Below are 25,227 nucleotides of genomic sequence, written 5' to 3'. Positions count from 1 at the left end.
AATGATTGACCCAAGGGCATCCTTACAACAAGATCGGGAGGCAAGAGGAGAAGCCCTGCGGCTGATTGTATCCAACCTGCCCGAAAGCCCCGGCATTTACCAATATTTAGATGCCGGAGGAACCGTTATATACGTAGGCAAAGCCAAGAACCTGAAACGAAGGGTTTCCTCGTACTTCAACCGCGAGCACGAGCCGGGGAAAACACGGGTGCTGGTAAGCAAGATTGCCGACATCCGATACATCGTGGTGAACACGGAAGAGGATGCCCTGCTTCTGGAGAACAACCTGATAAAGAAATACAAGCCACGCTACAACGTGCTGCTGAAGGATGACAAGACCTACCCCAGCATCTGCATGCAGAACGAATATTTCCCGCGCGTATTCAAGACCCGGAAGATAATCCGCAACGGCTCGTCCTACTACGGGCCGTACAGTCATGTTCCATCCATGTATGCGGTGCTCGACCTCATCAAACACCTGTACCCTCTGCGCACATGCAATCTGAATCTCTCGCCGGAGAACATCCGTGCCGGAAAATTCAACGTCTGCCTGGAGTATCACATCAAGAATTGCGCAGGCCCTTGCATCGGCAGGCAGAGCCACGAGGAATACATGAAAAATATCGATGAGATAAAGGAAATCTTGAAAGGAAACACGCAGGAAGTGGAACGGATGATGCTGCGACAGATGCAGGAACTGGCCGCCGAGATGAGGTTTGAGGAGGCGCAAAAAGTAAAGGAGAAGTACCTGCTGATAGAGAGCTACCGAGCGAAGTCGGAGGTGGTGAGCAACGTGCTTCACAACATCGACGTATTCTCCATCGAGGAAGACGGCGACGGCAAATCGGCTTACATCAACTACCTGCACATCACGAACGGAGCCATCAATCAGGCCTTTACGTTTGAATACAAGAAACGGCTGAACGAGACGAAAGAGGAGCTGCTGTGCTTGGGCATCATCGAGATGAGAGAACGGTACAAGAGCCTTTCGCACGAAATCATCGTACCTTTCGAGCCGGACATGGAGCTGAAAGACGTGACGTTCACCGTTCCGCAACGGGGCGACAAGAAGAAACTGCTGGAACTCTCCACCCTGAACGTGAAGCAATACAAGGCCGACCGGCTGAAACAATCGGAAAAGCTGAATCCGGAGCAACGAACCGTGCGCCTGCTCAAGGAAATTCAGCAAGAACTGCACCTCGAACGCCTTCCGATGCGGATAGAATGCTTCGACAACTCGAACATCCAAGGCTCCGACCCCGTGGCCGGATGCGTGGTGTTCGTGAAAGGAAAACCCTCGAAGAAGGATTACCGGAAATACAACATCAAGACCGTGGAAGGGCCGGACGATTACGCCTCGATGAAAGAGGTCGTCAGAAGGCGTTACCGGCGCGCCATAGAAGAGAACACTCCCCTGCCCGACCTCCTCATCACCGACGGCGGAAAAGGGCAAATGAGCGCCGTAAAAGAGGTGACGGACGAGTTGCGGCTGAACATTCCCATTGCCGGGCTTGCCAAAGATGGCAAACACCGCACTTCGGAACTGCTCTACGGCTTCCCTCCCCAAACCATCGGCCTGAAACAGAACTCTCCGCTCTTCCGCCTCCTGACGCAGATTCAAGACGAAGTGCACCGCTTCGCCATCACTTTCCACCGCGATAAACGAAGCAAGCGCCAGATAGCTTCGGCGCTGGACGAGATAAAAGGCATAGGGGAGAAAACCAAATCGGCGCTGCTCAAACACTTCAAGAGCGTGAAGCGCATACGGGAAGCCTCGCACGAGGAGCTGGCAGCCGTGGCGGGCAAGGCGAAAGCCGACATCATAAGGAAACATTTCGAAGACACAATTGATTGATTATCAGCAGGATAATCTTTTGATTTGCAGGCTGAGGAAAGTAAATTCTTCAGACGCAGATGGCACGGATGACGCAGATTTTTTATTTCGCCTCGCTGTGGTTCCCACATGGAAGCCCCGGTTTCTTTCTTCCGGTTTTCCGGTTTTCTCTTATATCCCCCTTGTATGTTTTTACTTTAAATCTGCGTCATCCGTGCCATCTGCGTCTGAAAATCCCCTTTCCTCCTCCTCACCTACCCCCTCCACAAGCCCCCTGCAGGCCGTTCCCGACAGATACAAGCCCCTGCCGTGACAAACACAAGCATCCAAGCCGACAGACACAAGCATCCGACAGAACAGACACAAGTGTTTGCCACGACAGGCACTTGCCCCTGTCAAAGCAGAAAACAGAGATGATAAAATCGTAGGGCAAAAGCCACGCAACACAACGAATTTATTTGTAACTTTGCCTGTTCAAAAAAGGAAAACAAACAGCATGAGAGTAGTGATACAACGCACCGGACACGCCTCCGTCAGCATAGACGGGGCTTGCAATTCGGCCATCGGAAAGGGACTTCTGGTACTGCTGGGCATCGAGGAAGCCGACGGAAAGGACGACATCGACTGGCTCTGCAAGAAAATCGTGAACCTGCGCATATTCGACGACGAACAAGGGGTGATGAACAAGTCCGTCATCGAAACCGGCGGCGACATACTGGTAATCAGCCAGTTCACGCTGCACGCCTCGACCAAGAAAGGCAACCGCCCCTCGTACATACGGGCAGCCCGGCCGGAAACAGCCATCCCCCTCTACGAGCTGTTCTGCCGGGAACTGAGCACGGCGCTGGGCAAAGAGGTGGGCACAGGCCGCTTCGGAGCGGACATGAAAGTGGAACTGCTGAACGATGGTCCGGTAACCATCTGCATGGATACAAAAAACAAGGAATGATGACACTGGAAGAAGCACAGCAACAAGTGGATGCTTGGATAAAGGAATACGGAGTGCGCTACTTCAGCGAACTCACCAATATGGCCGTACTGACCGAGGAAGTGGGCGAAATGGCCCGCGTCATGGCACGCAGATACGGCGACCAATCCTTCAAGGAAGGCGAAAAAAACAACCTCGGCGACGAAATGGCCGATGTGCTCTGGGTGCTGCTCTGCATTGCCAACCAGACGGGCGTGAACCTGACCGAAGCCTTTGCCCGCAACCTTGAAAAGAAAACCAAACGTGACCAAACGAGACATATCAATAACCCAAAACTGAAAGACCATGGAAAAAACTGAGTCTACGCAAAACAAGTACGAAGCCACTCTGGCCAAGTACAACACCCGGATGAACGATGCAGAAGTAGCTGCACAAGTAGCCAAAATCGTTGCAGAGAAAGTGCCTGCAAACAATACGCCCGACGTGAAGAAATTCCTCTTCAACTGCATCGACCTGACTACGCTCCGAACCGAGGACAGCGATGAAAGCGTCATGAAGTTCACCCGGAAAGTGAACCAATTCGACAACGAATTTCCCGACCTGAAGAACGTGGCCGCCATCTGCGTATATCCCAACTTCGCCGAAATCGTAAGGGACACGCTGGAAGTGGAGGACGTAAACATCGCCTGCGTATCGGGCGGTTTCCCCTCCTCGCAGACTTTCATCGAAGTAAAGGTGGCCGAAACGGCAATGGCCGTGATGGAAGGCGCCGACGAGATAGACATCGTGATTTCGGTGGGCAAGTTCCTTGCCGGAGACTACGAAACCATGTGCGACGAGATACAGGAACTGAAAGCCGCCTGCAAAGAAAAGCACCTGAAAGTGATTCTCGAAACCGGAGCCTTGCAGACAGCCTCCAACATAAAGAAAGCCTCCATCCTGTCCATGTATGCCGGCGCCGACTTCATCAAGACCTCCACCGGCAAACAGCAACCTGCCGCCACGCCCGAAGCCGCCTACGTGATGTGCCAAGCCATCAAGGAATATCATGCGCTGACCGGAAACAAGATCGGATTCAAGCCTGCAGGAGGCATCAACACCGTGAACGACGCACTGATTTACTACAGCATTGTCAAGGAAGTACTTGGCGAAGAGTGGCTGAACAACAGCCTGTTCCGTTTAGGCACAAGCCGTCTCGCCAATCTGCTGCTGTCCGAAATCAAAGGCGAGGAGATAAAATTCTTTTAACAGCACAAAACAGGTAAACGGTTTCAAAAGTTTGTTGAACAAAAATTTAAACAGCCGTTAAATAGGAATAATCAAAAAAAAAACCTTACCTTTGTGACATAAGGGCCAATGGCGTTTTGGCTAATATAGTGTATCAGAGAACGTTTCATTTATTATCTTTTTCTCGGAATTCAGCAAAATTTCATTTACGAAAGGTAATAAGCAAACGGGTCTCACGTACTTTCACGTATATACTCTTGTTATATATCGAATAGCGCGTGAGACTGTTGCTTATATTTCGTAAAGGGTTTTTGCTGAAACCTCGAGAAAAATATAGGGCAACAGTTCTCACGCCTTTTGATAATAGGCTAAATATCAAGAGTATGGAAACAATAAATTCATTACCTTTCAATGCCAACCCGCAACCCGGAATTGCAGGCTCTGACAAGTTGCACGCCTTATTCACCGGACTGATGGCCGGAGAACAGTATGGATTTTATACAAACAGCCTGACTACCGGAGCCAATCGGCAATCGCTTGGAAAAATCCTGTCGGCCAACAACATCGAAAGCTCAATCCAACTGCCGCCCCTAATGCACTTCCTGAAAGAAGAAGGCGAACGAAGCGCATACGACATCATGCTCCCCTTATACTTGTCGCACTGCGACGAAACCCAACGGGAAGCGGCCATCAGGAAGAAGTTCATAGGCATTGAACGATTGGTACACTATTGCAGGAATCTGGACATCTCCTTCCGGCACATCCGGCTACACGGCAAAATCAGCATAACAAACGAGGACTTGCAGCGCGGCATATTGGCTTGGGACTTGGGCAAAATAATAAAGCTATCGCGCACGGCCTACGATTGCCGCCTGATTAGCGAGCAAGAAGCATGGGAATACATCGAATTTTCCGACAAGAAGTGCCGCGAATACTTCGCATCTTGGGAAGAGATAGGCAAAAGCTACCTATTGGGACAAGCGGTAAACTATCCCGGTGAGAAAAAATTCAGAAACGTTATTGAATGTTACTGCACTGCGACGAGAAATACAGAAAGTCCGTGGATGTGCACACCGTTCCGACGAGCCTATTTCTCCCGCTCCACCACATAATCCAGATAGGCGGCAAGTGCGGCTTTGACATCCGTATCGGGCATGGAAGCCAGCAGCGAAAGCGCCTTTTCTTTATAAGCATACATGGTCTGCAAGGCATATTCAATTCCGCCGTGCTGCTTGGTGAACTCAATCAAACGGACTATCTCATCCGAAGTGGCCTGTCCGTTTTTAACCCTTACGGCAAGTTCGCGCATCGCTTCATCCTTCACGGTATTCAGCACATGGAGCGCCGGCAACGTCAGCTTTCCCTCCGACATATCGTTTCCGGTAGGCTTACCTATCTCCTTGCTATCGAAATAATCGAAAATATCATCCTTGATCTGAAAACAGAGACCGACATACTCGCCGAACAGACGCGCCAACTCAACCTTTTCGGCATCGGCACCTACCGAAAGCGCGCCTGCCTTTGTACAAGCGGCAAAGAGCACGGCCGTCTTCTTACGTATCACGTCGAAATAAACAGTTTCGGAAAATTGCGGATTGCTGACGTTGGAAAGTTGCAGAAGTTCGCCATCGGCCAAGTCGCGCCCCAAAGCGGAGACGATACCTATAATATCGTGGTTACGAGTCATGGCCACCTGCACCAATGCCGTTGCCAGCAGGAAATCGCCCGACAACACGGCCACCTTATTATTAAAAACGGCATTGACGGAAAGCTGCCCGCGACGTTCGGTACTCTCGTCCACCACATCGTCGTGCACCAGACTGGCATTGTGAAGCAGCTCCAGAGAAACTGCGGCATGGAGGGTTGCAGGGCAGACATTGCCATATAGCTTTGCAGACAAAAGCACCAGAATGGGGCGCATCATCTTCCCGTTCTTCTGCCGGATATGCGCGATGACGCTGTTCAGCAAAAGATTGGAACTGGAGAGCGAACTTTCAAAAAGCTCCTTGAAGTCTTCCAATTCCTGGGATATCGGAGATTTTATAAGTGAAGAATGGTCCATGCGTCGCTATTTGCCCACAAAAATAACAATAAAACGGTTAATACCGTATTTTTTTGTACTTTTACCATGAAAAAAGAGGAATAAATGTATGAAAACTACCGATAAACTGTTTCTGCTTGATGCCTATGCGCTGATATACCGGGCCTACTACGCGTTCATAAAGAATCCGAGAATCAATTCAAAGGGATTCAACACATCGGCCATTCTGGGCTTCGTCAACACCTTGGAAGAGGTACTGAAGAAAGAAAATCCCACCCACATAGGAGTGGCCTTCGACCCCGCGGGTCCCACCTTCCGCCACGAAGCCTACGAACAGTACAAGGCACAACGGGAAGAGACGCCCGAAGCCATCCGCCTGTCAGTACCTATTATAAAGGACATCATCCGCGCCTACCGCATCCCCATTCTGGAAGTGCCCGGCTACGAAGCCGACGATGTGATAGGCACGCTTGCCACCGAAGCAGGCAGGCAAGGCATCGCCACCTACATGATGACCCCCGACAAGGACTACGGCCAACTGGTATCGGACAACGTATTCATGTACCGCCCCAAGCATAGCGGCGGCTTCGAAGTGATGGGCGTGGAAGAGGTGAAGGCAAAATTCGACATACGGTCTACCCTTCAAGTCATCGACATGCTGGGACTGATGGGCGACGCTTCCGACAACATCCCCGGCTGTCCGGGCGTAGGAGAAAAAACCGCACAAAAGCTCATCGCCGAATTCGACAGCATTGAAAACCTGCTGGAACACACCGACCAACTAAAAGGCGCACTGAAAACCAAAGTGGAAACAAACCGGGAGCAGATCCTTTTCTCCAAATTCCTCGCCACCATCAAGACCGATGTGCCCGTAGCACTCGACATGCACTCGCTCGTGCGCGAAGAACCGGACGAAGAAGAACTGCGCAAGATTTTCGAGGAGTTGGAATTCCGCACCCTCATCGACCGGGTGTTGAAAAAAGGAAACGCAGCTTCTGCTTCTTCCCCATCCCCGGCCTCTGTCTCCGCACCCGACCTTTTTGCCGGAACGCTGTTTGCCCGACCGCAAACCGACACCGGTTCCGAAAACAACGCTCCCGTTCAAGGCGATTTGTTTGCAAATTCTGCGGGCGAGTGGACGGGTGAATCTGAAAATTCAAATCTCGCACGGTTAGAAACGCTCGACACGGACTATCAACTTATTGATACAGAAGAGAAAAGAAGAGAAATTATTCAAAAGTTACTTACAACGGAAATTCTCGCGATAGACACGGAAACCACCGGAACCGAGCCGATGGAAGCCGAGTTGGTAGGAATGAGCTTCAGCGATGCCGAAAACCGCGCCTACTACATCCCCGTTCCTGCCAATCGTGAAGAAGCCTTAAAAATAATGAACGAGCTTCGTCCTGTCTACGAAAACGAGAAATCCATGAAGGTGGGACAAAATATCAAGTATGACATGATTGTCCTTTGGAATTACGGAGTCTGCGTCAAAGGTCCGTTGTTCGACACCATGCTCGCCCACTATGTGCTCCAACCGGAGTTGCGCCACAACATGGACTATCTGGCGGAAATCTACCTGCACTACCGCACCATCCATATCGACGAACTGATTGGGCCGAAAGGCAAAAACCAGAAAAGCATGCGCGACCTCCCACCCTGCGATGTCTACCGCTATGCCTGCGAAGACGCCGACATCACCCTGAAACTGAAAAACGTGCTGGAGAAAGAATTGAAAGAGCAAGGTGCCGAACACCTGTTCCACGAGATAGAGATGCCGCTTGTGCCTGTACTCGTACACATGGAGACCAATGGCGTGCGGATTGACACCGAAGCCCTGAAGCAATCGTCCGAACACTTCACCGTGCGCCTGCAAGAGATTGAAAAGGACATCTACGAAATGGCCAAAGAAACGTTCAACATCAGTTCGGCCAAGCAGGTGGGCGAAATCCTGTTTGACAAGCTGCGAATCGTGGAGAAAGCCAAGAAGACCAAAACCGGGCAATACGTCACTTCCGAAGAGGTGCTGCAAAGCCATCGCGGCAAACACGCAATCATCGACAAGATATTGGAATACCGCGGACTGAAGAAATTGCTGAGCACCTACATCGACAGTCTTCCCCAACTCATCAACCCGCGCACGGGGCGCATACACACCTCGTTCAACCAAGCCGTAACAGCCACCGGACGACTCAGTTCCAGCAATCCCAACTTGCAGAACATCCCCATCCGCGACGAAGACGGGAAGGAGATTCGCAAGGCTTTCATCCCCGACGACGGCTGCGAATTTTTCTCTGCCGACTACTCGCAGATAGAACTGCGCATCATGGCCCATCTGAGCGGAGACAAAAACATGACAGACGCTTTTTGCAGCGGGCACGACATCCATGCCGCCACCGCCGCCAAGATATATAAGCAAGACATAAACCGGGTGACCGCCGACATGCGCCGAAAAGCCAAAACCGCCAACTTCGGCATCATCTACGGCATCTCCGTCTTCGGACTGGCCGAACGTATGGACGTCTCCCGGCAGGAAGCCAAAGAACTGATTGACGGATATTTCGAAACCTATCCGCAGGTTAAGGAATACATGGACAAAAGTATCCAAGTGGCACGCGAAAACGGATACGTGGAAACCATCTTCCGCCGCAAGCGCTTCCTGCCCGACATCAACTCAAGAAATGCCGTTGTGAGGGGCTATGCCGAACGGAATGCCATCAACGCTCCCATACAAGGAAGCGCAGCCGATATTATCAAAGTGGCCATGTCGCACATCTACGGGCGTTTTCAAAGTAACAATCTGAAAGCAAAGATGATTCTGCAAGTGCACGACGAATTGAATTTCAGCGTTCCGGAAGCCGAAAAAGAGCTCGTACAGAAAATTGTAATCGAGGAGATGGAACAGGCATATCGCATGCTCGTACCCCTGAGGGCCGATTGCGGATGGGGAAAAAACTGGCTTCAGGCACACTGAGCCACCCAATAACTTTATTTAACTTACAATCAGAAAGCAACGGAAGCAATCTTTTCAAAATACAGTTTGCTCATCAGAATATCCGGCAACCTCACTGCCGGATATTTTTTGTTCATCAATCTTGCCAAAAAGAAAGAAAAGGAAAAACAGAAATCTGACATATTGATAAAAATAACGCCTAATATTATATTTGTGTCAATTTATTCCATACCTTTGCGGCGAAATTAATGACATATTGATAGACAATAGAAAGTTAAACTCAAAAAACAAATAACCATGAAAGCAAAAGTTTCTTTAAAAACAGTGTTTCTCTCAGCATTTATTTTGGTTTGCGGATTAAGCGCATCGGCCGACAATAAAAGCAACCTCATTTACAATTCGGAAGAAGTAAACGGCGTGAAAGTGGCCGAAACCATTTACAAGATGGAAAACGGAGCATTGACCAACTACATGAAGTACAACTATAAGTACGACGGGCAGAACCGCATGACGGAAAGCCAAGCCCTGAAGTGGGACAGCATCAAAGAAGAGTGGGCCAACGACATGTGCATCCGCTACGCCTATCAGGGAAAGAGCATCACTACCACCTACTATAAATGGAACAAAAACAAAAAAGAGTATATCCTGATTCCCGCAATGACGGTAACGATGGACAATCCTAACATGTAATTGAAGAAATTTATTCTCTCTTAGAAATAAAATTGTTTTTCACTCCTAACAATTAACTAAACCTTTTCATAACACTGAGAGCCGGAATGCGCGACGCACTCCGGCTCTCTCATTTTGAGAAAAAGAGCGCCTTTTAAGGCAATAAGCGGAAGAATGCCTATCTTTGCAACCGGAAAAGCGGCAGTAACCGAATCTTTCGGCCGTCATAACCAAGAAGATAACTCTAAAATAACGAAATAGACAATGGCTTTACAATGTGGTATTGTCGGACTGCCGAACGTAGGCAAATCGACACTTTTCAACTGTTTGTCCAACGCAAAAGCGCAGGCTGCAAACTTCCCTTTCTGTACGATAGAACCGAATGTAGGCGTCATCACCGTGCCCGACGAACGACTCACCAAGCTGGCCGAACTGGTGCACCCCGGACGCATCGTGCCCACCACCGTAGAGATTGTAGACATTGCCGGACTGGTGAAAGGAGCCAGCAAAGGCGAAGGGCTGGGCAATAAATTCCTTGCCAACATACGCGAGACGGACGCCATCATCCACGTGCTGCGCTGCTTCGACGACGACAACGTGACGCACGTGGACGGCAGCGTAGACCCCGTGCGCGACAAGGAAATCATCGACTACGAACTCCAGCTGAAAGACCTCGAAACCGTGGAAAGCCGCATACAGAAAGTACAGAAACAGGCACAGACCGGCGGAGACAAAGCCGCCAAACTGGCTTATGACGTATTGGTGCGATATAAAGAGGCGCTGGAACAAGGCAAATCGGCCCGCACCGTGCAGTTCGACACCAAAGACGAACAGAAAGTGGCAAAGGAACTCTTCCTGCTCACCGGCAAACCCGTGATGTACGTCTGCAACGTGGACGAAGCCGCTGCCGTAAGCGGAAACCGATACGTCGACATGGTGCGCCAAGCCGTAAAGGACGAGAACGCCGAGATACTCATCGTAGCCGCTAAGACCGAAGCCGACATCGCCGAACTCGAGACTTACGAAGACCGCCAAATGTTCCTCGAAGAAGTGGGTCTGGAAGAATCGGGCGTCAGCCGCCTGATAAAATCGGCCTACAAACTGCTGAACCTCGAAACCTTCATCACCGCCGGCGAAATGGAAGTAAAGGCATGGACGTATCAAAAAGGCTGGAAAGCTCCGCAATGTGCAGGCGTCATCCACACCGACTTCGAGAAAGGCTTCATCCGTGCCGAAGTCATCAAATACGACGACTACGTGAAGTACGGAAGCGAAGCCGCCGTGCGCGAAGCCGGAAAGCTGGGCGTGGAAGGCAAGGACTACGTGGTGCAGGATGGAGACATCATGCACTTCAGGTTCAACGTGTAAGCGTGTGAGGATAAAGACATACGATAATCGACATGAAACAGTTCCTATTTTTATTTATTCTGTTATTATCCGCAGCCACCTATGCGCAGCAAAAAGACTCTGTAATCATTAGAGGACGAGTGACAGATTTTAACGGGCAACCGATAGACAGTGCTTCTATTTGGTGGAAAACTCCCCGATTCAGTAACATCATAGAAGCTGTTACCGATAAAAATGGAGATTACATGATCTGTATTCCTAAAGGAAAGTATCAAAGTATAGCCTCCATCTACCTCCCTTCCTATGCACAAATTGCCATGAAAAACAACCTGCCCGAAGCCGACCACAGACTGGAGTTTTGGGCTTGGAATTTCATTGCCGACCGCGACACCACACTCAACATACGCTATCACCGCATGGAAGCATACGGTCTGCATGTCTTCCGCATTCCCGGAGCCACCCCCGCTTATCAGATATACGTGCGTCCCATAGGCCTGACACGTACCTATCAATGGATGAAAGGGATGAACCCGGAATCATCGGTACATAGTGAAATTTCCGGCATAGAGCAGCCCGAACAAGGCCAAAAGGCAAAAGAATGTCGTATGGCTCCTCCTTCCGGACAGCTAAAAGCCATTGTATGGATAGACGGTGAAGAAGTGCCCATACTGATGAAACAAGAAATAAAAGAATATTTTGCTGCCAATCAGTATGGGAATACTTATCTGTTGACCGTGGCACTTCCAAAACATCCGAAAACAAATCTTCCTTACCGCATTTTCAGAATAGAATTGACAGACTTGGAAAATGGCGATCAAGGAGAAGGGCTTTATTATATGGAGAAAGAGAATTACATCAAATAACCATTCCCTACAATATTCTCTGCAAATGACAAACAATAAATTAAGATACCTCATTGCAGGCACAGGCGGCGTAGGAGGCTCCATCGCCGCTTTTTTGTCTCTGGCAGGAAAAGACGTCACCTGCATTGCACGAGACGGACATCTGGCAGCCATACGCACCCGCGGACTGCAACTGCATTCCGACCTGAAAGGCGAGCATACGCTGAACATACCCACCTGCACGACGGAAGAGTTTCAAGGCAAGGCAGACGTCATCTTTGTCTGCGTCAAAGGGTATTCGGTCGATTCCATCACCGATTTAATCAAACGTGCCTCACACCGGCATACGGTGGTAATCCCCATCCTCAACGTCTACGGCACAGGGCCGCGCATCCGGCGGCTTGTCCCCGATGTCACCGTGCTCGACGGCTGCATTTATATCGTGGCATTCGTCTCTGCTCCGGGAGAGATCACGCAAATGGGAAAGATTTTCCGTGTGGTATACGGGGCACATCAAGGCACCGATGTTTCCCGCGAAACACTGGAGGCCGTGCAACAAGATTTGCAGGAAAGCGGAATCAAGGCCGACATTTCGACGGACATACGGCGAGATACGTTCGTCAAATGGTCGTTCATTTCGGCCATGGCTGTCACAGGTGCCTACTATGATGTTCCTATGGGCGAAGTGCAGAAACCGGGCAAGGCACGCGACACTTTCATCGGACTGTCGCAAGAAAGTGCCTTGCTGGGCAAAAAAATGGGCATAGAGTTCACGGAAGACTTGGTGGCGTACAATCTGAAAGTAATGGATAAACTGGCCCCCGAAAGCACCGCCTCCATGCAGAAAGACATGGCCAAAGGGCATGAAAGCGAAGTGCAAGGACTGCTGTTTGATGTAATTGCCGCAGCCGAAGAGCAAGGCATCGAAGTGCCGACATACAGAATGGTGGCGGAAAAGTTCGGAAATCCGACTTGATATTCCAAAATGGGATATCACAGACAGACCACCCAACCGGATTTTTTCATACCTTTGTCAAAACAAACTTTTGATATATATCATTAATATGCTATCACCACTGTTGCTCTCCATCAACTGGAACCCCGATCCCGAACTCTTCAGGCTCTTCGGAAGCATCCCCATCCACTATTACGGCCTGTTGTGGGTTGTGGGCATTATACTTGCTGGTTTCATTGTTCAACGCGAATACCGAAACCGGAGAATCAGTGACGAGAAATTTGCTCCACTCTTTTTCTATTGTATTGTAGGTATCACACTCGGAGCACGGCTGGGGCACTGTTTTTTCTATGGATGGGAATATTTTCAGAACCATCCTTGGGAAATAATATTTCCCATACATTTCCTGCCCGACGGCAGTTGGAAATGGATTGGCTATAGAGGTCTTGCCAGTCATGGCGGTACGCTGGGGCTGATTATCGCTCTTTGGCTCTATTGCCGCAAAACAAAAATACACTACATGGATGTGATGGATATGATAGCCGTAGCCGCTCCCATCGCCGCTTGTTTCATCCGCCTTGCCAATCTGATGAATTCCGAAATAATCGGCAAACCGACCGATGTGCCTTGGGCATTCGTCTTCGAGCGGGTGGATATGTTGCCCCGCCATCCGGCACAGCTATACGAAGCAATCGCCTATTTCATCTTCTTCATAGGAATGATTTATCTTTATAGGAAAGGACAGAAACAACAACAACGCTATCACCGTGGATTCTTCTTCGGGCTATGCCTGACCGAAATATTTATCTTCCGATTTTTTATAGAGTTCTTGAAAGAAAATCAAGCCGATTTTGAAAATACAATGGACTTCAATATGGGACAATGGCTCAGTATCCCATTCATCATTGCCGGAATATATTTCATGTTCTTTTACAGGAGAAAACAAACCATAAAGAAGTAGTCAACCATATCAAGAAATAAAAATATGCTATCACCACTGTTACTCTCCATCAACTGGAACCCCGATCCCGAACTCTTCAAGCTCTTCGGAAGCATTCCCATCCGCTATTACGGCCTGTTGTGGGTTGTGGGCATCGGACTGGCTTACCTCGTGGTACGCCAACAATACCGCGACAAGAAAATAGGCGACGACAAGTTCGAGCCGCTCTTCTTCTACTGCTTCTTCGGCATACTCATCGGGGCGCGGTTGGGGCACTGCCTGTTCTACCAACCCGACTATTACCTCAATCATTTCTGGGAGATGATACTCCCCGTACACTTCCTGCCCGGCGGAGGCTGGAAATGGACGGGATACGAGGGACTTGCCAGCCACGGTGGAACGCTGGGCTTGATTATCGCCCTCTGGCTCTACTGCCGCAAAACGAAGATGCACTACGTGGATGTGGTGGATATGATAGCCGTGGCCACTCCCATCACCGCCTGCTGCATCCGCCTTGCCAACCTGATGAACTCCGAAATAATCGGCAAACCGACCGATGTGCCTTGGGCATTCGTCTTCGAGCGGGTGGACATGCTGCCCCGCCATCCGGCACAGCTATACGAAGCAATCGCCTATTTCATCTTTTTCTTGGGAATGATTTACCTCTACAAGCAAGGCCGGATAAAGCAGAACGAGAAACCTCAAACAGACTTCAGCAAAGCAGCCGCCGGCAAAGCCACCGCCGGCATTGCAGCCACATCGCGCCATCACCGCGGATTCTTCTTCGGCCTCTGCCTGACGGAAATCTTCGTCTTCCGCTTCTTCATCGAGTTCCTGAAGGAGAACCAAGTGGACTTTGAAAATACAATGGACCTGAATATGGGTCAATGGCTCAGCATCCCCTTCATCGTCATCGGCGTGTACTTCATGTTCTTCTACAGAAAGAAGAAGGGCTGAACACAATAAAAACGAACGATATAATGTTTCAGGCTCGTATTGCGCGGATTTCGCAGGATAAATGTGGTCTCTATTGACCCAATCCGTGAAATCCGCGCAATACGAGCCTGATTCTTTTATTATGACAAGGTGGGTTCGGAGTAATAATATCAGACAAGGTATGCTTTTAAACCCATCTGAAAATCAGTACAACAGAATCTTAAAACAACTCCGGCAAATTTTTACTAAGAACTCTACGCCAGTCTGCATAATCCGCGTTTATGGCATATCGTAATGTAGTCATATTTTATATTTACACGCCCTCACCTCTATCATCCAAAATTAGAAAAACATTCAGATTTCCAGATACATCTCCTCCCTTAATAAAGTCTAAATATTACTACCAGATATTCGCTTTTCCATTTTTTTCCATACATTTGTTGTTAGTGATTATAATCACCAACAACATTATTAAAATAAAAAAACATTGCAAATGCCTGCCTATAACTTCCTGCCGGCTATGAGAAAAAAGAATTTACCCCCCCCCCGTCAATGTAAAGATTATTCATCAAAACATAACCCTAAGGAATCATTCTGTTGATGTGGATCACATGCTTGATGTGTATATAAACAAACATTTTGGAATCCACACCTATTACCCTTTATTTTATAAATCATATTTTTTTACCACCTTTTCAACATGAATGATGAACCCAGATATCAGAAGAATGACCGCGTGTGGATAGAATGTTCCACAGAGGATGGATGCCTTCGGAAACGTCCCGCCATAGTGATAGCCTACCTGAAACGACTGTATAAATTCTATGCGAACGAAAACTTTGTAGCCATTCGATATGAAGATGTCAAGGAGGATGAGAATCCCGAAAATTGCTTCGAATGCGTACTCGAAAGCCGGGTCAGCCATCGGAAAGAAAAGGAGTGAACCGCTTTCTTCTTATTTCCCCTTCACTATCCTCTTGATGTCATTCAGCTTGTTCAGCGCCTCCAGCGGAGTGAGGTTGTTCACGTCCAGATTCAGTATTTCATCGCGTATCTGACAAAGCACCGGGTCATCGAGCTGGAAGAAGCTGAGCTGCATACCCCCTGCCGAAGAGGCTCCCTCGGTAATGGTCTTTCCGCTCACCGTTCCGGTCTGGCGATTCTCCATTTCAAGCTGACGCAGAATTTCGTCGGCACGCCTCACAATGCTTTTAGGCATGCCCGCCAACTTCGCCACATGGATACCGAAAGAGTGTTCGCTGCCTCCGCGCTCCAACTTGCGCAGGAAAATAACTTTATTATCCACCTCCTTCACCGAAACATTGTAGTTTTTGATGCGCTTGAAGCTTTTCTCCATCTCGTTCAGCTCATGGTAGTGCGTGGCAAACAGCGTGCGTGCTTTGGCTCTGGGATGTTCGTGAATGTGCTCCACGATGGCCCAAGCAATGGAGATGCCGTCGTATGTGGAAGTGCCCCGTCCCAATTCGTCGAAAAGCACAAGGCTGCGCGGAGAGAGGTTGTTCAGGATATCGGCGGCCTCGTTCATCTCCACCATAAAAGTAGACTCGCCTACGGAGATATTGTCGCTGGCGCCTACACGGGTGAATATCTTATCCACCAGACCGATGTGGGCACTCTCGGCCGGAACAAAACTGCCGATTTGGGCAAGCAAGGTAATGAGCGCCGTCTGCCGGAGCAAAGCGGACTTACCTGCCATGTTCGGACCGGTGATGATGATGATTTGCTGCGTATTGCTGTCGAGCATCACGTCGTTGGCTATGTACTTCTCTCCTATCGGGAGCTGCTTCTCGATGACCGGATGACGGCCTTGCCGGATTTCCAGCACGTCATCGTCGGCAACGACGGGACGGATGTAATTGTTTTCGCGCGCTGCCGTGGCAAACGAGAGCAAGCAGTCCAACCGGGCTATCTGGTTGGCGTCTATCTGGATGGCGGGGATAAACTCGGCCAAAGACTGCACAAGTTCATTGTACAACTGCGTCTCCAACGCCAGTATCTTGTCTTCCGCGCCCAGAATTTTCTCTTCATACTCTTTCAGTTCCTGCGTGATGTAACGTTCGGCATTGACCAGCGTCTGTTTGCGAATCCACTCCTGCGGCACTTTGTCTTTATGCACGTTGCGCACCTCGATATAATAGCCGAAAACGTTGTTGTAGCCAATCTTCAGACTGGGAATGCCCGTCTGTTCGCTTTCGCGCTGCTGCACCTGCAAGAGGTAGTCCTTGCCCGTGTAGGCTATCCGGCGCAATTCGTCCAGTTCGGCATTGACACCTTGTTTGATGATGCCTCCCTTGTTGACCAGCAGTGGCGGGTCGTTGTTGATTTCCCTATCGATGCGGTCGCGAATGGAGCGGCAGATGTTCAGCTGTTCGCCGATGCGGTTCAGACTGGCATTATCGGCCTGCATACATGCTTCCTTGATGGGTTCGATGGCTTGTAAAGCCACCTTCAAAGCCACCACTTCGCGAGGAGAAACACGCCCCACCGCCACTTTGGAAATGATGCGTTCCAAGTCGCCTATCAGGTGCAGTTGCTCTTCTATCAAATCCTTGAAATCGGGCTGGCGAAAGAAATACTCCACCACATCGAGGCGTTCGTCGATAGGGCTCACATCTTTCAACGGAAATACCAGCCAACGCCTCAGCAGACGCGCGCCCATCGGACTGATGGTCTTGTCTATCACGCTGAGCAGGCTGCTTCCGCCGTCGTTCATCGACCCCATCAACTCCAGACTGCGCACCGTGAACTTGTCCAGACGGACGTATTTGTCTTCTTCTATGCGGGCCAGCGAGGTGACATGTCCTATCTGCGTATGTTGCGTCATGATGAGGTATTGCAGGATAGCCCCCGAAGCGATGACACCGTTTCTGAGATGCTCCACGCCGAACCCTTTCAGGTTTTTCACTTCGAAATGCTTCAGCAGTTTTTCGCGGGCGGTGGTTTCGGTAAACACCCAGTCGTCCAGCTCGAAAGTAAAGAACTTGCTTCCGAAGTTACCTTCGAACATACCCCTCCGGCCTCGTTCGAAAAGCACTTCTTTGGGCGAGAAGTTGTTCAGCAGCTTGTCCACATAGTCGAAAGGACCTTCGGCTGTGAGAAACTCACCGGTGGATATATCCAGAAAAGCCACTCCGCAAGCGCCTTTGCCGAAATGCACGGCGGCCAGAAAGTTGTTCTCCCGATGGTTCAATATGTTGTCGTTGATGGATACACCCGGTGTCACCAGCTCCGTGATGCCCCGCTTCACGAGTTTCTTTGTCAGCTTCGGGTCTTCCAGCTGGTCGCAGATGGCTACGCGCTTCCCGGCGCGTATCAGTTTGGGCAGATAGGTGTCTAACGCATGGTGGGGAAAACCTGCCATTTCAACCGTCTTTTCTTTGCCGTTGGCACGCTTGGTCAGCGTGATGCCCAAGATTTCGGCAGCCACCACGGCATCGGTAGAATAGGTTTCATAGAAGTCGCCGCAACGAAACAGCATGACGGCATCGGGATGTTTCGCCTTCAAGTCAAGAAACTGTTTCATCATCGGGGTGAGGACAATATCTTCGTGGCTCATGTGAGTTTTTTATGTTTATAGGATATTATAAGTCTGAAAGTTCATAAAGCACCGCAAAGAGGTCGGGGAAAACCGTAAAGATACGGGCCTTTATCAACTCAAAGGCTTGTCATGCAAAGATAATTCTTTTTTAGAAACAGATGCGGCGGGGCTTCAAAACCTTAGCAAGCCTTAACAAAGAGGATGATTTTGCTAAAACATGTTATTAAACACACTTTTTTATTTGTTTTATTTGGAGGTAAGCAGAAAAGCCGTACCTTTGCAATGTGTTTTTCATAGTATTAGATTTAAGGTTAACAAAGGTTGGAGTACAGCGGTACTCCTTTTTTTATGCCTGTACGTTTCGGTTCATGGGAGGGCGATACAAGGGATTTAATATCCCCAAATCGGAATAATTTCCGATTTTATCATTTTGATTTCACACATCTGAAAAGACAAATGGAGCGATTATTAGATAGTTGCACATTCTCGCCGAACAACGAACGGAGTTTCTTCTCTACTTCAGAAAGAGTATAGTGCGGTGGCACAAAGTATCCCCTTCTGTTCAACACATTTCTCACAAACCAATCGCCCACTCTTCGCTCACCCTCCACATAGAAGCAACCGCACAACATTCCTGAAGGTTTTAACACTCGAAAAATCTCGGCAAAAGCCTTCTCTTTATCCGGGAAAGCATGAATACCATTCATCGTAAGTACACAATCGAAACATCCATCCTCAAAAGGCATATCACCAACGTCACCACGAACAAGTGTCAGATTGTGCAGCTCATCACTTTTTTTCCGCAGCGATGCAAAGCGTATCATTTCTTCAGAATAATCCAAGCCAACAATCTCCGCATTTGTCATACGCTGATATTTGGCATGCGTAAACACCATTGTCCCCACCGGAACATCCAATATCTTTCCCTCAAAATCATCAGGAATAAAACTCAATACTTTGCGAGCTATTTCATTATCATCAACCCCCCACAGCCAATGCATGTAAAGCCACGACCACCATTTACGTCCCGTCAGCACATCATCGTAACGAGACATCATACGAGCATACGCATTTTTTTGTGCCATTTTCGCAACTGTTGAATTTAACATGAAACACAATATCAGTAGATAAATTTTATTGCAGTTTCAAGAACGGCAATGTATTTCCGCTTGTCGAGAGCGGCAATTTGCCATCCCATTTTTCCACGGCTTTGAGCTGAATCAGTTCCGGAGTGATGCTTTGCTGAAGGATGCGGTTAGCATCGGCCTTACCTTTGGCGGCAGCCACCACTTTCTCGGCTTCGGCAATGGCGGCTTTCTTCTCGTTCTCCACTTTCAAGGCGTTTTGCACGGCTGTGTTTTTCTCGTCGATAGCGGCTTGCAGCACGTCGTTAGGCTTCACGCTGGACTGTATGTTGGTGAACGTAAATCCGCGTGTGCTCAAGCGTTCTTTCAGCAACGCTTCCACCTCTTTCTCGAAGGCGGGGCGATTGTTGATGAGCGAATCCGTCTCATACAATCCGGCCACATCCTTATAGGCATTCTTCACTTCGGTCAGGATGACGGACTGTTCCAGTTCTTCGGTTGTTTTTCGATAGCGCAGAAAGACGATTTTCGCATTCTCGCGCTCGATGTAATACTCAATGGTAGGGTCGGTTTTGAAGATAGTTCCTTTCTTGTCTTGTATGTCGAAGGGTTCGTAATCGACAATCTGTGCAAAAGCAGGATATTCGAATAATTGTTTGGAGAACCGGTTGTACATCACCCATCCGGTTTCTACCTTTGCATCGTCCACGCCACGCTCGCTGCCGGCTAAATTAACGATGATTCCCGTCTGACCGGAGTCGATGCGCTCCACGGCAAATATTATCATCATCAACAATGCGATTCCGATGATTGCGACGCCTGCCGCTCCGAATTTTACGGTTGTTTTCTTTGTTACTCCCATGATGATATACTGATTTTTAATGAAACAATGCCCAAAGATATTTATTTTTGATAGAAAAACGACCGGCAGTATTGTTTTTTATTCTTCTGCCCGATGCGGACTGCATAAAACACGGCATAACTCCATTCGTTCACTCTTCGGATTGATGAGGGCATAAACAACAAATGGAGAGCGAAGCATCTCCATTGAACTTCGCCCTCCACTTCACAGTAGTTTTTACGATTTAGCAAGATTATCCCAACGGATTTCCCGTCTGACCGCTTTCACCGCTTTCCGAAGGCTTCGGGCCGGTGTTTTCGCTCTTCTTTCCGCCATCGGTATAATCGGTGTCGGGCATTGCCATCCGGGTGATGCTCATACTGTTCAGCATCTTGCTGAAGGCTTTTCCAGGAAGAAAGAGAATGCGCTTACGCACGATATTGCCCACCGAAACGTCTTTTTCCTTATCCGCGCTCTTCGCCTTAAAGGAAGGACGGAAACGCCCGAAGTCGCCCAAAGCGATGGTCTTCCCATCGTCAATCTCTTCCGTCATGATATCTACCAAGCCTACGGCCACCAAATCGACCACCTTACGGTGTACACCTATGATTCGGCTTACCTTGGCACACAACTTGTCAAAATCCACCTCACCGCTTCCCACGGATTTGGCTACATACTTTTCGGTTTTTGTCTTGTCAAAACCAAACACACGTTTTGCTACTACATACTGAAGTCCCATAGTTTTTCTGTTTTTAAATGATTAATAATATAAGATATCAAGGCTGATGCCCTTTCTCCTTCGAGGGAGCAGAAACGCAGCGTGAGGCCTCAACGATGCAGCATCTGTTTCTCAAATTCGATGTTGCAAAGTTAGCGCGGGAAAAAGGAGAAAGCAAGAAAACGACATCTACAACAGAAAATGTTAAAACGCTGTTTATCAGGGATTTTAAAAAACAGTGTCTCTACAACGCATAAAAGGAAAATTGATGGAAAAGAAAACCGAAAGAGCATCATCTCTACAACATGAGAAGCTAAATATCTGATAATCAAATATGCGGTTTACGGTCGTCTCTACAATTTCACTTCAGGCCGTTTTTTCCTCGTATCTCCCCAAAGAACCATTCCTTTCCCGAATTTCCACATCGACGGTATGCTTCGCCAAGCAACGGAGCACATGGGGGCATGTAGGATATTAAGGGATAAAAAGCATGCAGTATTTTTAAAAAAATCAAGACAAAAAATCCGCCATCAAAAAGCCCTTTCTAACGTTTACTAAAAGTTGGCCGGATTTTTACTAAATTTCCACCCAAGATTTACTAAAAATCCGGTGAGTTTTTACTAAAAATTTTCAGCCCCCTCCAAAGCGCCTTGAAAGCGGGATTGAGAAGAGATTTTCGATTAAATAAAAAAAGCGGACATAACAGCCTGCAGAAAGAAAAGTGAATACAAAAAGCGTTGCGGAAAGTACATTCCTATTTTCGTATATCCACTTAAACCCACAAAAAGCACATTTTCATAAAAGAGTGTTTTGTTTGTAACTCTACAAAGCGGTTATAAGGCAAGATTTCAGGCAGCGATAACCGCCAAGACGGAAAAGAACAAGAGTGAAGAGATAGAGGTAGTCGAGAAGAATTAGAGGAAGCTAAGGGAAATTAGAGGGAAATTTCCTCTAATTTTTTCTATTGTCAACTAAACGATTATTTTTGCAGGCGAAACAAAACAGATATGCCAACAACGACTTATTTAGCATCCAAGCCTCGTTATGAGATATTGGACGGGCTTCGCGGCGTTGCCGCAATGATTGTGGTGGCCTTCCACCTTTTCGAGACTTACTCCGCCGGCCCCATGTCGCAAATATTGAATCACGGCTATCTGGCCGTAGACTTCTTCTTCGTGCTTTCCGGCTTCGTCGTCGGGTATGCCTACGACGACCGTTGGGACAGGATGGGCACGTGGGACTTCTTCAAACGGCGCTTGGTGCGCCTGCACCCCATGGTGATTATGGGAACACTGCTGGGCGCATTGCTCTTTTATTTCAGCGCATGCACGGCCTTTCCTTTAGTCGCCGACACCACATGGTGGATGGTGATACTGATGGCGCTGCTCGGCTGCCTGATGATTCCCACACCGACAACGTGGGACATTCGCGGATGGGGAGAGACAAATGCACTGAACGGCCCTACATGGTCGCTGATGTGGGAGTACGTGGCCAACATTCTTTATGCCTTATTCATCCGGCATTTTTCCAAACCGGCATTGACCCTCTTCGTGGTTCTTTCGGCCTGTCTTACGCTGGACGTCACACTGAACACCGACGTATTCCATCTGCTGGCAGGAAGAGGAGAAGCCACCCATACCCTGATAGGTGGTTGGAGCCTTACTCCCGACCAACTCTACATCGGCATTTCCCGCCTGCTCTATCCGTTCTTTATGGGACTGCTGCTATCGCGCATGGGCAGGCTGATAAAAGTGAAGCGCGGTTTTTACGTATGCGCCCTGCTGATTACGGTGATTCTCGTGATGCCACGCATAGGAGACGAAGCGCATCAATGGATGAACGGCACTTACGAAGCCATAAGCGTGCTTGTATTTTTTCCTCTGATTGTGCTCATGGGAGCAGGCAGCAACGTCACGGGAAAACGTTCCGTGGCTGTATGCAGATTTTTCGGAGAGATATCCTATCCTCTTTACATTACTCACTTTCCATTGATATATATGCAGATAGCGTGGGCAAACAAACATCCTGACGCACCGTTGGGAACACATGTGTTCATTGCAGTGGCTCTCTTCATCCTATCCATCGCCATTGCCTATGCCTGCTTGAAGCTGTACGACGAACCGGCAAGAGAATGGCTGAAACAACGGTTCCTGATGAAAAGAAGGTAGCCGTTTTCTGCCTTCCCTACTCTATTTCACAGGTACTTGAAACCGTGGCGGGCCGATGGTAGGTCCGCCTCCACCGGATCTACCACTGTAAATTTTACTGCGAAGAATTTCATAGATAATTCCCCCTACATCCAATCCTAACTTGAACTTGTCGAAATTATAAGTAGGAATCACCATCGGAACCGTTTCCCAACGTCCACGCATGGCATTGTAGTAGCGCTGCACACCCACTTCCATGCTGAAACGTTCGGAAACGTCGAACAGCACACTGCCTCCATATCTGTGAGTTGTCATTCCGTATGTATTGCCGATGGCATACGAACCGAACACTTTGAAAGCAAGACGGTCGGCAGCCTGATACATCAATGCTCCCGAAGCGGTAAATGCCTGTCCGCTGATGTGCGACATGTTCAGCTTCAGGGCATCCATGCCGAGTTGAAAACTCAGATTCCTGTCAATCACCTGCCGATAGAGCAGTGAAGCTTCATTGAAACGCCCTATGCCGGGCAAGGTCGTTTGTCCGCCTGCTCCCGATAAAGCTCCTCCATGAAACTGCATGATGATTCCGTTCGTGCGATAGTCACCTCTGAAGAGCGGCGAAGGATTGGTGTAATAAGGTATGCGGAACGTTTCTTTCAACGAAAAGCGGGGCAGGCTGTCAGCACCTTCGGAATGGAGAGAGGAAGAAGACAAAACGGTTTCAGGAGAAACGTCGGACGAAGAATAGACGGGTCGGCTCATTTCAGGCGTTTCCGGTATTGCGACACGCACACTGTCGCGGACAAGACGTGTACTGTCTTCTTGAGCAGAAAGTCGTTGCGAAATGAAAACCGGCAGCAAGAAGCATCCTAAGCAGATTACTGTTTTCCGTATCATCATATTTTCCTTGTATTTAATCTCCGGCCGATGAAAACAGGAAGAATGCACCTGATTCATCCATACTTACGGCCACTAAGTTATTGAAATTATTTTGTTTGACGGAAAATAACCGGAAAAAACTTCTATACATCGCATAAGAAAGCGGAAAACAATTAAACGACAGCGGAGGCTATCCGCGTGTCGGCATCTCGATAGGAAGAAGGTTTTAGCAGGACATTGTCTGCAAAGAACAAGACAGAGGCTGTTTAGATTTTGCTCAGTTCCATTTTCGAGCAAAGTCTAAACAGCCTCTTGCCCTATACATAGGGCGCCACTTCCCGAACCGTTCCGTTTTTCCGCGCACTTTCACTTCTTCCCCGCTACATATACACCGCCCAATATCAGTACAGACCCCGCCAAGGCCACAGTGGTAAGGTGTTCGCCAAGCAGCAGTATGGAGCCCGTCAGCGTGAAAACCGGGTTAAGGTAAAGATAGTTGGAAGCCGTAATCATGCCGATGCGCTTCAATATGACGTTCCAAACCACGAAGCATATCAACGAAGCCAACACGCCCAGATACAGAAGGTTGAACAAGATGGCAGGATCAAGCAGCTTCGACACATCAAACTGCCACGGATAGACGGCAAAGAAAGGAAGAATAGTGATTACGCCATAAAAAAATACTTTACGAGTGATGAACAACGCAGAATAACGACCTGAAAGTTTTCTGATTATCAGACTGTAAAAAGCCCAAAGCAAAGCCGAAAACAAAGACAAAAAATCACCGAGAGGAGAAATCTTCAAAACAAAATTTCCATTATACACCACCAAAGCCACTCCCAACAAAGCCATCAGCGAACCACCCACCAACCAGCGTGTGGCTTTTTCTTTTTTGTAAATGAGCAAGGCAAGAATCGTGGTAAGCAACGGAGCCGTACAGACAATGAACGACACATTGCTGACTAAGGTTATCTTTATCGCTATGTTTTGTGCAAGGAAAAAACCCGAACCGCCCGTGACACCACTTGCCAACAACAAAAGTTCATCCTTCCAGTCATAGGCGAACAGTTTGCGCGGAGAAATAAACCAGATACCCACATAGGCTATCAGGAAACGGGCAAAAAAGATTTCTTGCGGAGACATACCGCTTTCTATCAATACTTTCGTTGAAATAAACGTCAATCCCCATACCCCCACTATGAGGGCGGCGACAATGTGCCAAATATGATTCTTCACTTCGTTTTTGTTTTAAACATGCAAATGTATACAAAAACTCTGTTTCTTTATCAGAATATGAAGAAATTCAAAAATACCCTCCGCGTTTTT

At 48.5% G+C, this 25,227-nt stretch carries 21 protein-coding genes; 14 read left to right on the top strand and 7 right to left on the bottom strand.

The features are described 5' to 3' along the window. Nucleotide 1: 1 nt before the first annotated feature. From uvrC to C3V43_RS09640, 5 genes are all read left to right on the top strand, one after another. Nucleotides 2-1,855 carry an excinuclease ABC subunit UvrC gene (gene uvrC, locus C3V43_RS09660; RefSeq protein WP_106069628.1) on the top strand — a complete coding sequence of 618 codons (1,854 nt, stop codon included), beginning with the start codon at nt 2-4 and terminating at the stop codon, nt 1,853-1,855. A gap of 475 nt (nt 1,856-2,330) precedes the next feature. Beyond that, nucleotides 2,331-2,783 (top strand): D-aminoacyl-tRNA deacylase, encoded by a 453-nt coding sequence (dtd, locus tag C3V43_RS09655; RefSeq protein ID WP_106069627.1) that lies wholly within the window; start codon nt 2,331-2,333, stop codon nt 2,781-2,783. After that, nucleotides 2,783-3,121 (top strand): nucleotide pyrophosphohydrolase, encoded by a 339-nt coding sequence (locus C3V43_RS09650; protein WP_106043254.1) that lies wholly within the window; start codon nt 2,783-2,785, stop codon nt 3,119-3,121. The genes dtd and C3V43_RS09650 overlap by 1 nt, the downstream gene beginning before the upstream one ends. Continuing rightward, entirely contained in the window at nt 3,108-4,010 is a 903-nt protein-coding gene (deoC, locus tag C3V43_RS09645; RefSeq protein WP_106041254.1) for a deoxyribose-phosphate aldolase, read from the top strand. The genes C3V43_RS09650 and deoC overlap by 14 nt, the downstream gene beginning before the upstream one ends. 362 nt (nt 4,011-4,372) lie before the next feature. After that, nucleotides 4,373-5,101 carry a DUF1266 domain-containing protein gene (locus C3V43_RS09640; protein WP_234819804.1) on the top strand — a complete coding sequence of 243 codons (729 nt, stop codon included), beginning with the start codon at nt 4,373-4,375 and terminating at the stop codon, nt 5,099-5,101. Here the strand turns inward: C3V43_RS09640 and C3V43_RS09635 are convergent. Then, entirely contained in the window at nt 5,077-6,051 is a 975-nt protein-coding gene (locus tag C3V43_RS09635) for a polyprenyl synthetase family protein (RefSeq protein WP_106069626.1), read from the bottom strand. The two genes, C3V43_RS09640 and C3V43_RS09635, sit on opposite strands and share 25 nt — an antisense overlap. A gap of 88 nt (nt 6,052-6,139) precedes the next feature. Here C3V43_RS09635 and polA point away from each other — a divergent pair, with 88 nt between their 5' ends. The 8 genes from polA to C3V43_RS09595 all read left to right on the top strand — a co-directional run bounded on the left by polA (nt 6,140) and on the right by C3V43_RS09595 (nt 15,615). Next, nucleotides 6,140-9,004, top strand: a complete 2,865-nt coding sequence (gene polA, locus C3V43_RS09630; RefSeq protein ID WP_106069625.1) for a DNA polymerase I — start codon at nt 6,140-6,142, stop codon at nt 9,002-9,004. Between the two features lie 276 nt (nt 9,005-9,280). Continuing rightward, entirely contained in the window at nt 9,281-9,673 is a 393-nt protein-coding gene (locus C3V43_RS09625; RefSeq protein WP_106069624.1) for a DUF3836 domain-containing protein, read from the top strand. A 243-nt stretch (nt 9,674-9,916) separates the two neighbouring features. Further along, nucleotides 9,917-11,020: a redox-regulated ATPase YchF gene (ychF, locus tag C3V43_RS09620; protein WP_106069623.1), complete on the top strand. Its 1,104-nt coding sequence runs from the start codon at nt 9,917-9,919 to the stop codon at nt 11,018-11,020. A gap of 32 nt (nt 11,021-11,052) precedes the next feature. Next, a complete protein-coding gene (locus C3V43_RS09615) occupies nt 11,053-11,862 on the top strand; it encodes a carboxypeptidase-like regulatory domain-containing protein (protein ID WP_106069622.1) in 810 nt (269 codons plus the stop codon). A gap of 25 nt (nt 11,863-11,887) precedes the next feature. Further along, nucleotides 11,888-12,817: a ketopantoate reductase family protein gene (locus tag C3V43_RS09610; protein ID WP_106069621.1), complete on the top strand. Its 930-nt coding sequence runs from the start codon at nt 11,888-11,890 to the stop codon at nt 12,815-12,817. 88 nt (nt 12,818-12,905) lie between these two features. After that, nucleotides 12,906-13,757, top strand: a complete 852-nt coding sequence (gene lgt / locus C3V43_RS09605; protein WP_106069620.1) for a prolipoprotein diacylglyceryl transferase — start codon at nt 12,906-12,908, stop codon at nt 13,755-13,757. A gap of 24 nt (nt 13,758-13,781) precedes the next feature. Next, nucleotides 13,782-14,693 carry a prolipoprotein diacylglyceryl transferase gene (lgt, locus tag C3V43_RS09600; protein ID WP_106069619.1) on the top strand — a complete coding sequence of 304 codons (912 nt, stop codon included), beginning with the start codon at nt 13,782-13,784 and terminating at the stop codon, nt 14,691-14,693. 679 nt (nt 14,694-15,372) lie between these two features. Next, on the top strand, nt 15,373-15,615 hold the full coding sequence (locus C3V43_RS09595) for a hypothetical protein (RefSeq protein ID WP_106041245.1): 243 nt from the start codon (nt 15,373-15,375) through the stop codon (nt 15,613-15,615). 12 nt (nt 15,616-15,627) lie between these two features. On the opposite strand, the gene mutS is transcribed toward C3V43_RS09595, so the two are convergent. The 4 genes from mutS to C3V43_RS09575 all read right to left on the bottom strand — a co-directional run bounded on the left by mutS (nt 15,628) and on the right by C3V43_RS09575 (nt 20,896). Beyond that, a complete protein-coding gene (mutS, locus tag C3V43_RS09590) occupies nt 15,628-18,249 on the bottom strand; it encodes a DNA mismatch repair protein MutS (protein WP_106041244.1) in 2,622 nt (873 codons plus the stop codon). Nucleotides 18,250-18,656: 407 nt separating this feature from the next. Continuing rightward, the gene (locus tag C3V43_RS09585; protein WP_106069618.1) at nt 18,657-19,316 is read right to left on the bottom strand and encodes a class I SAM-dependent methyltransferase; all 660 of its coding nucleotides are present in this window, start codon (nt 19,314-19,316) and stop codon (nt 18,657-18,659) included. 49 nt (nt 19,317-19,365) lie between these two features. Continuing rightward, nucleotides 19,366-20,178 (bottom strand): SPFH domain-containing protein, encoded by an 813-nt coding sequence (locus tag C3V43_RS09580; protein ID WP_106041243.1) that lies wholly within the window; start codon nt 20,176-20,178, stop codon nt 19,366-19,368. Between the two features lie 232 nt (nt 20,179-20,410). Beyond that, the gene (locus tag C3V43_RS09575; protein WP_106041242.1) at nt 20,411-20,896 is read right to left on the bottom strand and encodes an HU family DNA-binding protein; all 486 of its coding nucleotides are present in this window, start codon (nt 20,894-20,896) and stop codon (nt 20,411-20,413) included. A 986-nt stretch (nt 20,897-21,882) separates the two neighbouring features. On the opposite strand from C3V43_RS09575, the gene C3V43_RS09570 reads away from it, so the two are divergent. Next, complete coding sequence (locus C3V43_RS09570) at nt 21,883-23,043, top strand: acyltransferase family protein (RefSeq protein WP_106069617.1); 1,161 nt, start codon at nt 21,883-21,885, stop codon at nt 23,041-23,043. Between the two features lie 21 nt (nt 23,044-23,064). Here the strand turns inward: C3V43_RS09570 and C3V43_RS09565 are convergent, their stop codons facing one another. Together C3V43_RS09565 and C3V43_RS09560 are read right to left on the bottom strand one after the other, a co-directional pair. Then, a complete protein-coding gene (locus C3V43_RS09565; RefSeq protein WP_106043250.1) occupies nt 23,065-23,922 on the bottom strand; it encodes a hypothetical protein in 858 nt (285 codons plus the stop codon). A 345-nt stretch (nt 23,923-24,267) separates the two neighbouring features. Next, nucleotides 24,268-25,137, bottom strand: a complete 870-nt coding sequence (locus C3V43_RS09560) for a DMT family transporter (protein ID WP_106069616.1) — start codon at nt 25,135-25,137, stop codon at nt 24,268-24,270. Between the last annotated feature and the right edge of the window lie 90 nt (nt 25,138-25,227).

Source organism: Prevotella heparinolytica, from assembly GCF_002998535.1.
In the GTDB taxonomy this organism is placed as follows: domain Bacteria; phylum Bacteroidota; class Bacteroidia; order Bacteroidales; family Bacteroidaceae; genus Bacteroides; species Bacteroides heparinolyticus.
The sequence above is the reverse complement of the archived record's forward strand: the minus strand, read 5'-3'. Positions and strand labels throughout refer to the sequence as shown.

What these genes read in the sequence shown, in the direction of transcription:
- uvrC (WP_106069628.1), top strand. Translation starts at nt 2, where the DNA reads ATGATTGACCCAAGGGCATCCTTACAACAAGATCGGGAGGCAAGAGGA.
- dtd (WP_106069627.1), top strand. Translation starts at nt 2,331, where the DNA reads ATGAGAGTAGTGATACAACGCACCGGACACGCCTCCGTCAGCATAGAC.
- C3V43_RS09650 (WP_106043254.1), top strand. Translation starts at nt 2,783, where the DNA reads ATGACACTGGAAGAAGCACAGCAACAAGTGGATGCTTGGATAAAGGAA.
- deoC (WP_106041254.1), top strand. Translation starts at nt 3,108, where the DNA reads ATGGAAAAAACTGAGTCTACGCAAAACAAGTACGAAGCCACTCTGGCC.
- C3V43_RS09640 (WP_234819804.1), top strand. Translation starts at nt 4,373, where the DNA reads ATGGAAACAATAAATTCATTACCTTTCAATGCCAACCCGCAACCCGGA.
- C3V43_RS09635 (WP_106069626.1), bottom strand. Translation starts at nt 6,051, where the DNA reads ATGGACCATTCTTCACTTATAAAATCTCCGATATCCCAGGAATTGGAA.
- polA (WP_106069625.1), top strand. Translation starts at nt 6,140, where the DNA reads ATGAAAACTACCGATAAACTGTTTCTGCTTGATGCCTATGCGCTGATA.
- C3V43_RS09625 (WP_106069624.1), top strand. Translation starts at nt 9,281, where the DNA reads ATGAAAGCAAAAGTTTCTTTAAAAACAGTGTTTCTCTCAGCATTTATT.
- ychF (WP_106069623.1), top strand. Translation starts at nt 9,917, where the DNA reads ATGGCTTTACAATGTGGTATTGTCGGACTGCCGAACGTAGGCAAATCG.
- C3V43_RS09615 (WP_106069622.1), top strand. Translation starts at nt 11,053, where the DNA reads ATGAAACAGTTCCTATTTTTATTTATTCTGTTATTATCCGCAGCCACC.
- C3V43_RS09610 (WP_106069621.1), top strand. Translation starts at nt 11,888, where the DNA reads ATGACAAACAATAAATTAAGATACCTCATTGCAGGCACAGGCGGCGTA.
- lgt (WP_106069620.1), top strand. Translation starts at nt 12,906, where the DNA reads ATGCTATCACCACTGTTGCTCTCCATCAACTGGAACCCCGATCCCGAA.
- lgt (WP_106069619.1), top strand. Translation starts at nt 13,782, where the DNA reads ATGCTATCACCACTGTTACTCTCCATCAACTGGAACCCCGATCCCGAA.
- C3V43_RS09595 (WP_106041245.1), top strand. Translation starts at nt 15,373, where the DNA reads ATGAATGATGAACCCAGATATCAGAAGAATGACCGCGTGTGGATAGAA.
- mutS (WP_106041244.1), bottom strand. Translation starts at nt 18,249, where the DNA reads ATGAGCCACGAAGATATTGTCCTCACCCCGATGATGAAACAGTTTCTT.
- C3V43_RS09585 (WP_106069618.1), bottom strand. Translation starts at nt 19,316, where the DNA reads ATGGCACAAAAAAATGCGTATGCTCGTATGATGTCTCGTTACGATGAT.
- C3V43_RS09580 (WP_106041243.1), bottom strand. Translation starts at nt 20,178, where the DNA reads ATGGGAGTAACAAAGAAAACAACCGTAAAATTCGGAGCGGCAGGCGTC.
- C3V43_RS09575 (WP_106041242.1), bottom strand. Translation starts at nt 20,896, where the DNA reads ATGGGACTTCAGTATGTAGTAGCAAAACGTGTGTTTGGTTTTGACAAG.
- C3V43_RS09570 (WP_106069617.1), top strand. Translation starts at nt 21,883, where the DNA reads ATGCCAACAACGACTTATTTAGCATCCAAGCCTCGTTATGAGATATTG.
- C3V43_RS09565 (WP_106043250.1), bottom strand. Translation starts at nt 23,922, where the DNA reads ATGATGATACGGAAAACAGTAATCTGCTTAGGATGCTTCTTGCTGCCG.